Source organism: Geobacillus proteiniphilus, assembly GCF_001908025.1.
In the GTDB taxonomy this organism is placed as follows: domain Bacteria; phylum Bacillota; class Bacilli; order Bacillales; family Anoxybacillaceae; genus Geobacillus; species Geobacillus proteiniphilus.
Map to the genome: position 1 here is coordinate 24,785 of NZ_MQMG01000036.1, position 14,532 is coordinate 39,316.

The window sequence follows — 14,532 nt, forward strand, 5'->3', positions numbered from 1 at the left end:
CGTCAGCCGAAAAGGAAGGCATTGCCCAACGGCCGTGTCCTTTTCCGCCGCTTTTAGGATTACACTGCACTTCATGCCAAAAAAGGTGTCCCATACTTGGGACACCTTCGACTACAAAGGAGTGAACCACCATGCTGCTCGAGTATATGACCGATATGTCGTTCGTATTGGCCGCGTTAATCGGCGGCATTATCGCCCTTTCGTACGTGTATATGCGGCGGAGGCGCGTTCGATAGCGCGCCGGCCGATGTCGCGCCGATAAAATAAGCCGTCGCAGTCGATCGCGGCCAATTGCTCGTACGCTCTTTCCTTCGCTTCGGCAAGCGTCTCCCCTTTGGCCGCCAACAGGAGAACGCGTCCGCCATTCGTGTACCATGCGCCGCCTTCCCGTTTCGTGCCAGCATGGAACAACAACGCATCAGGGGAGATTCGGTCCAACCCGCGGATTTCGGCCCCGCGCTCGTAAGCCCCCGGGTAGCCTTTAGCTGCCAGCACGACGCCAAGCACCGCCTCGTCCGTCCATTCAAGCTCCAACTCTTTTCCATCCATCACCGCTAGTATCGCTTCCACCAAATCGGTCTTTAGACGCGGCAGTACGACTTGCGCTTCCGGATCGCCAAAGCGGGCGTTAAATTCGATCACTTTTGGCCCATTTGCCGTGGCCATCAATCCAGCGTACAGCACGCCAAGAAACGGCCGTCCTTCCGCCGCCAACGCTTTCGCCGCCGGCCGCAAAATGGCCTCTAGCGCGGCATCAATCATCTCATCCGAAATTTGCGGCACCGGCGAGTAGGCTCCCATGCCGCCGGTGTTCGGTCCCTCGTCTCCGTCATACGCCCGCTTATGGTCTTGGGCAATGGCGAGCGGATACACCTTCTCGCCGTTAACGAACGCCATAAACGAAAATTCTTCCCCTTCTAAATACTCCTCAATGACAACTTGACTGCCGGCTGTGCCGAATTGTCCGTCGACAAGCGCTGCCTTCGCCGCGGCAAGCGCTTCTTCCACCGTTTGGGCGACGGTGACGCCTTTTCCGGCGGCCAACCCATCCGCTTTAATGACGATCGGCGCGCCTTTTTGTTCAATGTAAGCTTTCGCCTCTTCGTACGACGTAAAGGTCGCATGGTCCGCCGTTGGGATGCCGTATTTCTTCATCAGTTCTTTGGCAAACGCCTTGCTTCCTTCAATGAGCGCCGCCGCTTGGCTTGGGCCGAAAATGCGAAGCCCTTCGGCCATAAAACGGTCAACGATGCCGGAAGCAAGCGGCGCTTCCGGCCCGACGATCGTCAAATCGATCGCCTGTTGTTTCGCAAATTGCACCAATGCCTCAATATCGAGCTCATCAATATGGACCAATTCCGCCACGTCCGCGATGCCCGGGTTGCCCGGCGCTACATACAGCTTGCCAACAAGCGGGCTTTGCGCCGCTTTCCAGGCGATGGCGTGCTCGCGCCCGCCTCGTCCGATGACCAGTACATTCATCGTCTCCCTCTCCTTTGCCACGCTTAATGTTTAAAGTGGCGCACGCCGGTGAACACCATAGCCATGCCGTACTCATCGGCCTTGCGGATCGAATCCGCGTCGCGAATCGAGCCGCCCGGCTGAATGATAGCGGTAATGCCGGCTTTCGCCGCCGCCTCGACCGTATCGTCCATCGGGAAGAACGCATCGGACGCCAACACGGCGCCAACCGCCTGTTCCCCGGCTTGTTCGATCGCAATTTTGGCCGCGCCGACCCGGTTCATTTGCCCGGCGCCGACGCCGACCGTCATCCCGTTTTTGGCCAGTACAATCGCATTCGATTTCACATGTTTGACAACCTTCCAAGCAAACCGAAGCTGTTCGCGCTCCGCTTCTGTCGGCTCACGCTTCGTGACGACGTTCCATTCAGCGTCTTCGAGCGTGAACGTATCGGCCTCTTGGACGAGCAAGCCGCCATTGACGGAAACGAGCATTTTTTCCTTGACTTCCGGCGCTGTAAAATCAAGCGTCAACAGACGGATGTTTTTCTTTTTCGTCAAAATGGCAAGCGCCTCATCGCTGAATGACGGAGCGATGACGATTTCCAAAAAGATGTCGTGCATCCGTTCGGCTGTTTCTTTGTCCACTTCACGGTTGACCGCAATAATGCCGCCGAAAATCGACACCGGGTCAGCCTCGTACGCTTTCGTAAACGCCTCAAGAAGCGTCGCGCCGATGCCGACGCCGCACGGATTCATATGTTTGATGGCTGCCACAGCCGGCTCTTGAAATTCGCGAATGAGGTTGATCGCCGCATTGGCGTCGTTAATGTTGTTGTACGACAACTCTTTGCCGTGCAACTGTGCCGCTTTGGCAATCGAGAACGCCGCACCGAGCGGTTTGGCGTAAAACGCTGCCGATTGATGCGGATTCTCGCCATAGCGCAATGATTGTTTTTTCGTATACGTGACAGTGAGCGTTTCCGGATAGTTCTCTCCGGTGAGGTTTGTTAAATACTCCGCAATCATCGCGTCATACGCCGCCGTATGGCGGAAAGCTTTCGCCGCCAGTTGTTGCCGCGTTTTTGCTTGGATCGAACCGGTCGTTTTCAGTTCTTCAATCACCATCGGATAGTCGGCTGGATCGACGACAATCGCGACATCAGCATAGTTTTTCGCCGCCGCACGCACCATCGTCGGGCCGCCGATATCGATGTTTTCAATCGCCTCCGCGAGCGTCACATCCGGTTTGGCGATCGTTTGTTGGAACGGATACAAGTTGACGACGACCAAATCGATCGGGCGAATGCCATGCTCTGCGAGCGCTGCTTGGTGGCGCTCATCGCTGCGCACCGCCAAAATGCCGCCGTGAATGGCCGGATGCAGCGTTTTGACGCGCCCGTCCAAAATTTCCGGAAAGCCGGTGACATCGGAAATCGAAATGACTGGAACGCCGGCGTCTTCAAGCGCTCGTTTCGTCCCACCGGTCGAAATGATTTCAATGCCAAGTTCAGCCAGCTTCTTCGCAAACGGAATGATGCCTTCCTTATTGGACACGCTGATCAAAGCTCGTTTCACTGCCATCGTTTTCGATCCTTTCTTCATTGTTGTTCCTTTTCCCCTAGCAGCATGCGCAACACCGTCGGGTACAGCTCGTGTTCGACTTGATGGATGCGCGCCTCAAGCGCCTCGATCGGCTCGCCCGGCACGATCGGAACAACGCGCTGGGCGATGACCGGCCCGGTATCCATTCCCTCATCGACGTAATGAACGGTGACGCCCGTTTCCGATACACCAGCCCGATACGCTTGGCCGATCGCATCTTTGCCCGGAAACGCGGGCAACAGCGACGGATGGATGTTGACGATCTTCCCCTCATAAGCCGAAAGCAGCGTCGGCCCGATCAAGCGCATATAGCCGGCCAACGCAATCCAGTCGATTTGGCGCCCCTTTAGCTCACGCAAAATCTCGCTCTCAAACGCCGCTTTGGACGGGTAGTCTTTTGGGGAAAACACGAACGCCGGCACGTTTTCGCGCGCCGCTCGTTCAATGACTTTCGCACCTGGGCGGTCGCAGACAAGGAGAGCAATCTCCGCCGGCAAATCGCCGCGTTTGGCCGCGTCCACGATCGCTTGAAAGTTCGTGCCGCTTCCTGAAGCGAACACCGCCAGCCGCTTCATGCCCGGCCCCCTCCAGCAAACGACACGCCCGCTCCTTCGGCCACTTCGCCGATGATGTACGCCGGTTCACCTCGTTCCGAAAGCCACTCAACAAGAGGCGCCGCCGTTTCCGGACTGACAGCGAGCACAAGGCCGATGCCCATATTAAAGACGGAAAACATTTCTTCTTCCTCAAGGCTGCCCTTTTCACGCAAAAAGTCAAAAATCGGCAAAATCGGCCATGAACCGAGCTGAATGCGCGCACCGATTCCTGGCGGCAGCATGCGCGGAATGTTTTCGATAAACCCGCCGCCGGTAATATGCGCCATCCCTTTGATCGTAAACCGCTCGCGCACAGAGCGCAACAGTTTCGCATAAATGCGCGTCGGCTTCAATAACTCCTCGCCGAGCGGAACATCAAGCGGCTCGTAAATCTCATCAAGCGACAATTTCGCTTGTTCAAACACGATGCGGCGCACAAGCGAATAGCCGTTGCTGTGAAGGCCGCTTGATGGCAGGCCGACAAGCGCATCGCCCGCTCGAATCGTCTCTCCGGTTATGAGTCGCTCTTTTTCCGCAACGCCGACCGCAAACCCAGCCAAATCATACTCATCTTCATCATACATTCCTGGCATTTCCGCGGTCTCCCCGCCGATCAAGGCGCAGCCGGCTTCGACGCAGCCGTCGGCCACCCCTTTGACGATGGCGGCGATTTTCTCCGGCACCGCCTTGCCGCAAGCGATATAGTCGAGGAAAAAGAGCGGCTCCGCCCCTTGGACAATAATATCGTTGACACACATAGCGACGCAGTCGATGCCGATCGTATCATGCCGGTCAAGCAAAAACGCTAGTTTCAACTTCGTTCCGACACCGTCCGTGCCGGAAACAAGCACCGGCTGCCGGTAGCCAAGCGCGGATAGATCAAACAAGCCGCCAAACCCGCCGATCCCGCCCAGCACTTCGGGACGCATCGTTTTTTGCACGTGCTCTTTCATGAGGGCGACGGCCTGATAACCGGCCTCGATGTCGACCCCTGCTTGTTTATATGCCTTTGCCACGTCAACTCCTCCTTTTCGCCGCCCATCGCGCTCCGGACGCCAGGCGGCGCTCTTGTTGCGCAGCGTTTCTCTCGCGGAAACGCGCCACCACACCCGTCGGCTGCACCCGTTATACTTCCTCCATCATTTCATCGTCAGACATGGCCGCGCCGCTTGACCGAGGCGGGTCGGATATTGACCAGTGAAACACGCCAAACATTGCCCGCGCTGCGGCGAGATGTCCGGACGCCCGATGGCCTCAAGCATCCCTTCCTGGCTGATAAAGGCGAGGGAATCAGCGCCAATCAAGCGCCGAATCTCTTCAACAGTGCGATTCGCCGCGATCAATTCTTCCTTTGACGAGGTATCAATGCCGTAAAAGCAAGGATGGGTGATCGGCGGCGCGCTGATGCGCACGTGCACTTCGACCGCTCCCGCTTCGCGGAGCATCGAGACGATGCGCCGGCTCGTCGTCCCGCGCACGATCGAATCATCCACCATCACGACCCGCTTGCCGGCAACAACCCCGCGCACCGGCGACAGCTTCATTTTCACTCCTTGCTCGCGCAACGCCTGCGACGGCTGGATGAACGTCCGCCCGACATACCGGTTTTTAATCAAGCCCAATTCGTATGGAATGCCGCTCGCCTCAGCGTAGCCGATGGCAACAGAGATGCTTGAGTCCGGCACGCCGGTGACAATGTCAGCCTCTGCCGGCGCTTCCAAGGCCAGCCGCTTTCCTAAGTTTTTTCGAGCCGTATGGACATTGATGCCGTCGACATGGCTGTCCGGACGAGCGAAATAAATGTACTCCATGCTGCAAATCGACCGCGGCTGCTCAGGAGCGAACCGTTCTGAACGCACCCCTTCGCGGCTGATGATGAGCAATTCCCCAGGCGCCACTTCCCGCTCGTATGTGGCGCCGATGACGTCAAACGCGCACGTTTCCGACGCCACGACATACGCCGAGCCGAGCCGGCCGAGCGACAGCGGCCGAAACCCGTGCGGATCAAGCGCCGCATAGAGCGCCTTTTCCGTCAGCAGCAAAAACGCAAATGCCCCTTCGATCTGACTGAGCGCCTCTTTCATTTGCTCCACAAACGTCGGCGCTTGGCTGCGGCGGATGAGATGGGCGAACACTTCCGTATCCGATGTCGTCTGAAAAATGCTTCCTTGCCCTTCAAGCGCGAGCTTCAACTCAATGGCGTTTGTCAAGTTGCCGTTATGGGCCAACGCCATCGCGCCGGTTTGTGAGCGGAACAAGAGCGGCTGGACGTTTTCATAGCCGCCCCCGCCCGCCGTCGAATAGCGGACATGGCCGATCGCCGCGGACCCTCGGAGCGCATCGAGCGTGCCGCTTTGAAACACATCGGTCACCAGCCCCATCCCTTTATGGACGGATAAACTCCCGTTATGCGCGACAACGATGCCGGCCCCTTCCTGCCCACGGTGCTGCAGGCTGTGAAGCCCGTAATACGTGAGACGGGCAGCGTCTTCATGCCCCCAAATGCCGAAAATGCCGCACTCCTCGTTCAATCCTTTGATTTCAGCAAGCATGGAATAGCCCCTTTCCAGACGTTTCGCATCTTGGCAACGGAAAGGTGAATGAGCGTCTCACCGTGCTCCCCGTTCACCACCAATGCGCCGTCGTCTGTCACTTCGCCGATTTGTTTCGCTTCAACCAGTTGCTCAAACGCCTCTTTTTGCTCTTTTTTCACCGAGACAACAAAGCGTGATTGCGTTTCGCTGAACAGTTCACTGACGAGGTCACCGCCGATCGTCACCTTGGCGCCAAGCCCCGAAGCACCCATGACACACTCAGCAAGCGCAACGGCTAAGCCCCCTTCGGCAATATCATGCGCTGACGCCACCACCCCCGCGCGGATCGCAGCAAGCAGCTGGCGCTGGCGGCTTGCTTCCACCTCTAAGTCAATCTCCGGTGCTTTTCCGAAAATGCGGCCTTCCAACCATTTTTGCAGCTCGCTGCCGCCAAACTCCGGCTTCGCCTCGCCGATCACGTAAATGAGGTCGCCCGCTTGCTTAAACGACTGAGTCGTAATATGGGAAAGATCATCAATGAGCCCGACCATGCCAACGACCGGGGTTGGGTACACGGCCTCCCCGTTCGTTTCATTGTACAGCGAGACGTTGCCGCTCACCACCGGCGTCCCGAGCGCCCGGCACGCTTCGCTCATCCCGTCGACCGCTTTTTCGAGTTGCCAGAAAATCTCCGGCTTTTCCGGGCTGCCAAAGTTGAGGCAGTCAGTAATGGCGAGCGGCTTCGCTCCGGAGCAGACGACATTGCGCGCCGCCTCGGCGACCGCGATTTTCCCGCCCGTTTCCGGATCCAAATACAAGTAGCGCGAGTTACAGTCGGTGGTCAGCGCAAGCGCCTTGTTCGTGCCGCGAATGCGCACGACCGCCGCGTCCGATCCTGGGGCGACGACCGTATTCGTCCGCACCATATAGTCGTACTGGTCGTACACCCATTCTTTGCTGGCAATCGTCGGCTGGGCGAGCAGCCCGAGCAATGTTTGATTGTAGTCTTCGATGTGCGGAATATACGGCGGCATCGCTTGAAACTCGCGGTAATAAGCCGGCTCCGCAGACGGTTTATGATACACCGGCGCGTCTTTCGCCAAGGCGTCCACCGGGATCTCCGCCGCCACCTCGCCGCGGAAAAACAGACGGAGCATTTTGTCATCGGTCACTTTGCCGATCGCTTTCGCTTCGAGGCCGTATTTGGCAAAAATCGCGGCGATTTCCGCTTCCCTTCCTTGCTTGACGACAAGCAACATCCGTTCCTGCGATTCGGACAGCATCATTTCGTACGGCGTCATGCCCGCCTCACGCTGCGGGACGAGATCCAAATTCATTTCGATGCCAAATCCGCCTTTGCTTGCCATCTCGGCCGATGAGCTCGTAAGCCCCGCGGCGCCCATGTCTTGAATGCCGACTAACGCATCGGACTTGACTGCTTCAAGACACGCCTCAAGCAGCAGTTTTTCCATAAACGGGTCGCCGACTTGCACGGCCGGGCGCTTCGCTTCCGACTGTTCGTTCAACTCTTCCGAAGCAAACGTCGCCCCGTGGATGCCGTCGCGGCCCGTTTTCGCCCCGACGTACATGACCGTATTGCCGACCCCGGTCGCGATACCGCGCTGAATGTCCTCATGGCGAATGATCCCGACGCACATGGCGTTGACTAATGGGTTGCCTTCATACGCCGGATCGAACTGCACCTCGCCACCGACGGTCGGGATGCCGACGCAGTTGCCGTACCCGGCAATGCCGGCGACGACTTGCTCAAACAAATATTTGACGCGCGGCGACGTCAATTCGCCAAATCGAAGCGAGTTGAGCAGTGCGATCGGCCGCGCTCCCATTGAAAAGACGTCGCGGATGATGCCGCCGACCCCGGTCGCCGCTCCTTGGTACGGCTCAATCGCTGACGGGTGATTATGGCTTTCGATTTTAAACGCCACCGCCAACCCGTCGCCGATATCGACAATGCCCGCGCCCTCGCCCGGCCCTTGCAGCACGTGCGGACCATCAGTCGGGAATTTTTTCAGCACCGGCTTGGAGTTTTTGTAGCTGCAATGCTCCGACCACATGACGGCAAAAATGCCGGTTTCCGTGTAGTTCGGCAGTCTCCCCAAAATCGCTTCAATGCGCGCGAACTCTTCGTCTGTTAACCCCATCTCGCGGTACAACTTTTGTTCTTTGATCATCGCCGCGCTCGGCTCAAGCAGTAACGACATGCGTCTCCCTCCAATAGTTGACGATCGATCGGAATAGTTTCAACCCGTCCGCGCTGCCGAGCAAGGCGTCGACCGCCCGCTCCGGATGCGGCATCATGCCGAGTACATTGCCCCGTTCGTTGACGATGCCGGCAATATCCGCCAAGCTGCCGTTCGGATTTTCCCCATGGTAACGGAACACAATTTGCCGGTTCTCGACAAGGCGCTCGAGCGTCTGTTCATCACAATAATAATTCCCTTCGCCATGGGCGATCGGAATCGTAATGACTTCGCCTTTTTCGTAGGCAGACGTAAACATCGTTTCATTATTTTCCACCGTCAGCTGCACCGGCCGGCAGATGAATTTCAGCCCTTGATTGCGGCGCATCGCCCCAGGAAGCAAGCCGGCTTCGAGCAAAATTTGAAACCCGTTGCACACCCCTAGCACCGGTTTTCCCGCTTCGGCGGCTTTTTTCACTGCAGCCATCACCTTGGAGAAACGGGCAATGGCTCCGGAACGCAAGTAATCGCCGTACGAAAACCCGCCCGGAAGCAAAATGGCGTCAAAGCGATCCAAGTTGTCTTCTTCATGCCAAACGTATTCAACCTCTTCGCCGAGTTCGTCGGCGATCGCATGGTACATATCGACATCGCAATTCGACCCCGGAAACACAACGACGGCAAACTTCATCGGGCGACGGCCTCCTCGATTTCATAGCGATAATCTTCAATGACCGGATTGGCGAGCAGCTTTTCGCACATCTCGCGGACGAGCTCGTTGATGTCGCGGCCACTCTCTTCAATCACGAGCTCCATAAACTTCCCGATTCGTACATCTTTCACTTCCGTATACGATAAGCTATGCAGCGCCCCCTTCACCGCCGTTCCTTGCGGATCCAACACACTCTCGCGCAACGTGACATACACTTTTACTTTGTACATGCCGATTCTCCCCCTAACCGTTGTAAAATGACTTCGTACGCATCCGTCAAACTGCCCAAGTCGCGGCGGAACACGTCTTTGTCGAACTTTTCGTTCGTCTTTGCGTCCCATAACCGGCACGTGTCCGGTGAGATCTCATCCGCCAAGAGGATGGCTCCGTCCGCCGTACGGCCGAACTCAAGCTTAAAATCAATTAATCTCACGTTCCGCTCGGCAAAATGGAGGCGCAGCACGTCATTCACCGCAAGCGCGGCCTGCTTCAGCGCGGCGACTTCCTCGCGGCTGGCGAGTTTTAAAATGAAGATATGATCTTCCAACAACAGCGGGTCGCCAAGGTCGTCGTTTTTGTAATAAAACTCAACAAGCGGCGCCTCAAGCGGCGTCCCTTCCTCTAGACCGATCCGCTTGGCTAAACTTCCCGCTACCACATTGCGGACAACGACTTCAAGCGGGATGATCGTCACGCGTCGGACCAATTGTTCCGTTGGCGACAGCTTTTCAATAAAATGATTGGTAATGCCTGCTTCGCGCAGCTTCAAAAACAACAAGCTGGAAATCTCGTTATTGAGCCGCCCTTTGCCGGCTATCGTCGCCTTTTTTTCGCCGTTAAACGCCGTTGCGCTGTCTTTGTACTCGACCCAAAGCACATCTGGCTCGTCAGTCGCGTAAATTTTTTTCGCTTTCCCTTCATATAACAGCTGTTGTTTCGTCGGCACGATCAACGCCTCCATTTATCCAGAAGATTGAAAATCTTTTGTATAGCCTGCCGGCTTCGACCAGCCGGCAGCCGCTCACTCCAACCCTAAGCGGGCAAAAATCGTATCGACATGTTTCAAATGATGGCGATAATCAAAGCAATCATCGAGCTCCTCTTTCGTCAGCCGGCTCATGATACGCTCATCCGCTTCAAGAAGCGAGCGGAACGGCACTTGTCTCTCCCACGCTTCCATCGCTTTCGGCTGCACCAAATCGTACGCCTCCTCGCGCGTCATCCCCTTGTCGATCAAGGCGAGCAAGACGCGCTGCGAATAAATGAGCCCGAACGTGCGCTCCATATTTTTTTTCATGTTTTCCGGGTACACAAGCAAATGTTTCACGATATTAGCGAATCGGTTCAACATATAGTTCAACGCAATCGTCGCATCCGGCAAAATGATGCGTTCCGCCGACGAATGGGAAATGTCGCGTTCATGCCAAAGCGGCACGTTTTCGTACGCCGTCACCATATAGCCGCGAATGACGCGCGCCATGCCGGTCATGTTTTCCGAACCGATCGGATTGCGCTTATGCGGCATCGCTGATGAGCCTTTTTGTCCTTTGGCGAAAAACTCTTCGACTTCGCGCACTTCGCTTTTTTGCAAGCCGCGAATCTCGACGGCAAATTTTTCAATCGATGTCGCAATGAGCGCCAGTGTCGCCATATAGTAAGCGTGGCGGTCGCGCTGCAACGTCTGCGTCGAAATCGGCGCCGGCGTCAAGCCGAGTTTTTCACAAACATACTGCTCCACAAACGGATCCACGTTGGCGTACGTGCCGACTGCGCCGGAAATTTTCCCTACTTCCACCATCTTGGCTGCTTGTTCAAACCGCTCCAAATTCCGCACCATCTCCGCATACCAAAGCGCCAGCTTCAGCCCGAACGTCGTCGGTTCGGCATGAACGCCGTGCGTGCGCCCCATCATGACCGTGTATTTATGTTCGCGCGCTTTCTCTTTCAGCACTTGAATGAAGTTTTCCAAATCACGCCGCAAAATCGCGTTCGCCTGTTTCAACAGGTAACCTAACGCCGTATCGACGACATCGGTCGACGTGAGACCATAATGCACCCATTTTCGTTCTTCCCCGAGCGTCTCAGAAACAGCGCGGGTGAAGGCGACGACATCATGGCGCGTTTCTTCTTCGATTTCCTTAATGCGGTTGACGTCAAACGACGCGTTTTCACGCAGGCGGCGGACATCTTCTTTTGGGATGACGCCAAGCTCGGCCCACGCCTCGCACGCGAGCAATTCCACCTCAAGCCATGCCTTAAAGCGGTTTTCCTCGGTCCAAATCGCTCCCATTTCCGGTCTTGTGTAACGTTCAATCATCCTCGTTCCAGCCTCCGATCATGCCAAATTTGCCACGATTCGATTCGCGCCAACGCCGCCTCGACATCGTCTGCCAGCACCGTCACATGCCCCATTTTCCGCTTCGGCTTCGCTTCGTGTTTGCCGTACAGATGGACGTAAACCGCCCCGTCGAACGCACCGATATGCCGAATGACCGGCTCGACGTGCTCTCCTAAAATATTGACCATCACCGCCGGCTTCAACAATTCGGTCGATCCGAGCGGCCAGTTGCAGACGGCGCGGATGTGCTGGGCAAACTGCGACGTCGCGCATGCATTGATTGTATAATGTCCGGAGTTGTGCGGTCTAGGGGCCAGCTCATTAATATAAATATCCCCGTCCGCAGTCAAAAACATTTCCACCGCCAGCGTCCCAACGAGCGAAAACGATGCGGCCAACACTTCCGCGTAGCGAATGGCCCGCTCTTGCACGCTTTCCGGAATTCGGGCCGGAACGATCGTTTGATGCAAAATGTTCTTGATATGAATATTTTCCGCCACTGGAAAAACAGCCGTCTCACCATCGAGGTTGCGGGCGACAATGACCGACATTTCCTTCACAAACGGCACCCAGCCTTCCAAAATGCATGGGCCAAGCCGAAGCAAATCAGCCGCTTTGGCTAGATCGCCTTCGCCGCGCAGCACATATTGCCCTTTGCCGTCGTAGCCGCCGCGCCGCGTTTTCAAGACGCACGGGAACCCGATCGTCTGAACGGCTTGTTCAAGTTCCTCCGCTCCATTCACTTCGACATAGGGCGCCACCGGCAAGCCGGCATCAACGATCGCCGCTTTCTCCAGCGCCCGGTCTTGCGTCACCGCAAGCAGTCGGCTTCCTTGCGGGACATAGGCGTTTGCCTCCAGCCACTCAAGCGCTCGCGCATCGATATTTTCAAATTCGTACGTAATGACATCGCTCACGCGCGCCAGTTCGGCAATAGCGTCCAAATCATGATACGCCGCCATCATTTCGATATCAGCCACTTGCCCGCACGGGGAGTCAGGCGTTGGGTCGAGCACGGCAATGCGAAAGCCCATCTCGCGCGCCGCCAAAGCCATCATCCGCCCGAGCTGCCCCCCGCCGATGATGCCAATCGTCTGCCCAGGAACGATCCGTTGCTTAGTCAAATTGATCACTGCTTTCTACGATTTGTTTGCGAATCGCTTCCCGCCGCGCTTTGAGCGCCTCCATATAGCGTGGCTCAAGCAGTCCAAGAATCGATGCGGCGAGCAGTCCAGCGTTGGTCGCCCCCGCCTTGCCGATCGCCACCGTCGCCACCGGCACCCCGCCTGGCATTTGCACAATCGACAATAACGAGTCAAGTCCATTCAATGCTTTTGACTGCACCGGCACCCCAATCACCGGCAGCGTCGTTTTCGCCGCGATCATCCCCGGCAAGTGAGCCGCCCCGCCAGCTCCGGCAATGATCACTCGAATGCCCCGCTCCTCCGCCGTTTCCGCATACAGAAACATCTCATCCGGCGTCCGGTGCGCCGATACGACTTTTTTCTCAAACGGAACGCCCAATTCCTCCAAAATGGCGCAAGCATGTTTCATCGTTTCCCAATCCGAATGGCTTCCCATGATCACCCCAACGAGCGGGCTCATACCGTTTCACTCCTTTTGCTAGCACAACAAAACCCAGAACATGCGTTCCCGTCCATAAACGAGGGAAAGCATCGTTCTGGGCTTTAACAGTTGCTGATCGAAAAAAAAGCCAAAACCGATCCTTTCCCTCATAGTCCAATAATTTACGGTTATTGGGTAGAAACTTTTGGGCCATATTCCCAAAATTATATGAGGGATCTTCTCATTACACTATGAAGTTACTTTTATAGTAACAGGTGTTTTTGAGACGTGTCAAGGAAAAAATCGAACATTCGATATATCAATAAAGCGAATGTTCGTGTTTTTGAAATCACCAAATGAAAACAACGGCATATGATGAAGGAGCGGAGGAGGAGAGACACGATGGCCAAAGAAAACCCGTTTACGCCGTTTTCCGATTGGACAAAACATTGGCAGCAATTTTTCCAAAATGATTTTTGGGGGAGCATCCAGCCGTTGCTGCCGTCATCGAACAAGCCATCATCCGGTATGAACATCTACAAAAAAGACAACGAACTGCTCGTTGTCATCAGCCTCCCAGGGCTCGAAAAAATCGAAGATGCAGAAGTGTATGTATCATACAAAACGTTGGAAGTGAAAGCAACCATTAATCTAAACTTCAAAGGGTTTGAGCTAGTGGAAGAAGGCATTTTCCAAGGCCAATTCCAAAAAACAATCCCACTGCCGTTCGCCGTCAAGGAGGACCGCATCGAAGCAACATACCATAACGGCCTGTTGTTCATCCATCTGCATCGACTTATCCCTGACGAGCCGAAAAAGAAAATTGTCATCAAAAAAAGCGAATAATCTCCCCACGAGTGCAAAAAAGAAGATACCTGTCTTTCCGAAAAAATAAAAAAAGAGGGTGTCCATGCCGTACAGGACACCCTTACGCGAGTTTCCGTTTCCTATCGCTTTTATGAAAAAGGGGGTCTAGGAAACGATGATCACGCTTTACATTTTGGGGGAGAGGATTGAAAATGGCGTCATTCAAAATGACTCATTTCCCATTAGGCAAAAATAATGAGAGAACCATTCAGCTCCCTCATTTTTTTGCCTGCCTAGCAGCGACCTACTCTTGCAGGGGCGCTGGCCCCAACTACCATCGGCGCTGGAGGGCTTAACTTCCGTGTTCGGGATGGGAACGGGTGTTTCCCCTCCGCCATAGCCACTAGGCAAGCATTTGGATTTTGACATCATTTATTATACTTGAAAAACAAACAATGTCAAGAAGGAAGTTCATTCCTTCAAAACTAGATAACCGTCGGAAGAAGACGCGGCGCTTCCACTTTTCGTACTGTCTAGTTCCGGCCGCCATCGGCTCGCGACGCTTCGGTCCTGCTGCGGCGGCGACACATTGCTTACGCTCCTGTGATACCACCCACGCAGAACCAAGCTTTGCTTGGTTCGAGCCTCCTCGCAGGCCCTCCAGCGCACCTCGCCGATAAGCGGGCGGCCTCCACTTTTCTCACTAGGTTAAG

At 55.6% G+C, this 14,532-nt stretch carries 14 protein-coding genes, 1 rRNA gene and 1 riboswitch; of the genes, 2 read left to right on the forward strand and 13 right to left on the reverse strand.

The features are described from left to right. The first annotated feature begins 131 nt into the window (after window positions 1-131). Window positions 132-236: an EYxxD motif small membrane protein gene (locus BRO54_RS20910; protein ID WP_325048220.1), complete on the forward strand. Its 105-nt coding sequence runs from the start codon at window positions 132-134 to the stop codon at window positions 234-236. Here BRO54_RS20910 and purD read toward each other — a convergent pair. The 12 genes from purD to purE all read right to left on the reverse strand — a co-directional run bounded on the left by purD (window position 190) and on the right by purE (window position 13,051). Then, on the reverse strand, window positions 190-1,482 hold the full coding sequence (gene purD / locus BRO54_RS12420; protein ID WP_074044142.1) for a phosphoribosylamine--glycine ligase: 1,293 nt from the start codon (window positions 1,480-1,482) through the stop codon (window positions 190-192). The two genes, BRO54_RS20910 and purD, sit on opposite strands and share 47 nt — an antisense overlap. A gap of 23 nt (window positions 1,483-1,505) precedes the next feature. Continuing rightward, window positions 1,506-3,044: a bifunctional phosphoribosylaminoimidazolecarboxamide formyltransferase/IMP cyclohydrolase gene (gene purH, locus BRO54_RS12425; protein WP_074044156.1), complete on the reverse strand. Its 1,539-nt coding sequence runs from the start codon at window positions 3,042-3,044 to the stop codon at window positions 1,506-1,508. 17 nt (window positions 3,045-3,061) lie between these two features. Next, a complete protein-coding gene (gene purN, locus BRO54_RS12430; RefSeq protein WP_074044143.1) occupies window positions 3,062-3,640 on the reverse strand; it encodes a phosphoribosylglycinamide formyltransferase in 579 nt (192 codons plus the stop codon). Next, window positions 3,637-4,677 (reverse strand): phosphoribosylformylglycinamidine cyclo-ligase, encoded by a 1,041-nt coding sequence (gene purM, locus BRO54_RS12435; protein ID WP_074044144.1) that lies wholly within the window; start codon window positions 4,675-4,677, stop codon window positions 3,637-3,639. Before purM ends, purN begins: the two co-directional genes overlap by 4 nt. Before the next feature lie 123 nt (window positions 4,678-4,800). After that, window positions 4,801-6,213, reverse strand: coding sequence for an amidophosphoribosyltransferase (gene purF, locus BRO54_RS12440; protein WP_074044145.1), 1,413 nt, complete (start codon window positions 6,211-6,213; stop codon window positions 4,801-4,803). Beyond that, window positions 6,189-8,417: a phosphoribosylformylglycinamidine synthase subunit PurL gene (purL, locus tag BRO54_RS12445; RefSeq protein ID WP_074044146.1), complete on the reverse strand. Its 2,229-nt coding sequence runs from the start codon at window positions 8,415-8,417 to the stop codon at window positions 6,189-6,191. Before purL ends, purF begins: the two co-directional genes overlap by 25 nt. Continuing rightward, the gene (gene purQ, locus BRO54_RS12450) at window positions 8,401-9,087 is read right to left on the reverse strand and encodes a phosphoribosylformylglycinamidine synthase subunit PurQ (protein WP_074044147.1); all 687 of its coding nucleotides are present in this window, start codon (window positions 9,085-9,087) and stop codon (window positions 8,401-8,403) included. The genes purL and purQ overlap by 17 nt, the downstream gene beginning before the upstream one ends. Then, window positions 9,084-9,338 (reverse strand): phosphoribosylformylglycinamidine synthase subunit PurS, encoded by a 255-nt coding sequence (gene purS, locus BRO54_RS12455; RefSeq protein ID WP_013144128.1) that lies wholly within the window; start codon window positions 9,336-9,338, stop codon window positions 9,084-9,086. The genes purQ and purS overlap by 4 nt, the downstream gene beginning before the upstream one ends. After that, window positions 9,326-10,069, reverse strand: coding sequence for a phosphoribosylaminoimidazolesuccinocarboxamide synthase (gene purC, locus BRO54_RS12460; protein WP_074044148.1), 744 nt, complete (start codon window positions 10,067-10,069; stop codon window positions 9,326-9,328). The genes purS and purC overlap by 13 nt, the downstream gene beginning before the upstream one ends. A 60-nt stretch (window positions 10,070-10,129) precedes the next feature. Further along, window positions 10,130-11,425, reverse strand: a complete 1,296-nt coding sequence (gene purB / locus BRO54_RS12465) for an adenylosuccinate lyase (protein WP_013144127.1) — start codon at window positions 11,423-11,425, stop codon at window positions 10,130-10,132. After that, on the reverse strand, window positions 11,422-12,570 hold the full coding sequence (gene purK, locus BRO54_RS12470) for a 5-(carboxyamino)imidazole ribonucleotide synthase (protein ID WP_079936428.1): 1,149 nt from the start codon (window positions 12,568-12,570) through the stop codon (window positions 11,422-11,424). Before purK ends, purB begins: the two co-directional genes overlap by 4 nt. Further along, window positions 12,563-13,051 carry a 5-(carboxyamino)imidazole ribonucleotide mutase gene (gene purE, locus BRO54_RS12475; protein WP_074044150.1) on the reverse strand — a complete coding sequence of 163 codons (489 nt, stop codon included), beginning with the start codon at window positions 13,049-13,051 and terminating at the stop codon, window positions 12,563-12,565. Before purE ends, purK begins: the two co-directional genes overlap by 8 nt. Window positions 13,052-13,162: 111 nt before the next feature. Beyond that, window positions 13,163-13,264, reverse strand: a riboswitch (purine riboswitch). Between the two features lie 150 nt (window positions 13,265-13,414). On the opposite strand from purE, the gene BRO54_RS12480 reads away from it, so the two are divergent. Beyond that, window positions 13,415-13,858: an Hsp20/alpha crystallin family protein gene (locus BRO54_RS12480; protein WP_066227389.1), complete on the forward strand. Its 444-nt coding sequence runs from the start codon at window positions 13,415-13,417 to the stop codon at window positions 13,856-13,858. 252 nt (window positions 13,859-14,110) lie between these two features. Here BRO54_RS12480 and rrf read toward each other — a convergent pair. Continuing rightward, window positions 14,111-14,227, reverse strand: a 5S ribosomal RNA gene (gene rrf, locus BRO54_RS12485). Window positions 14,228-14,532: the final 305 nt, after the last annotated feature.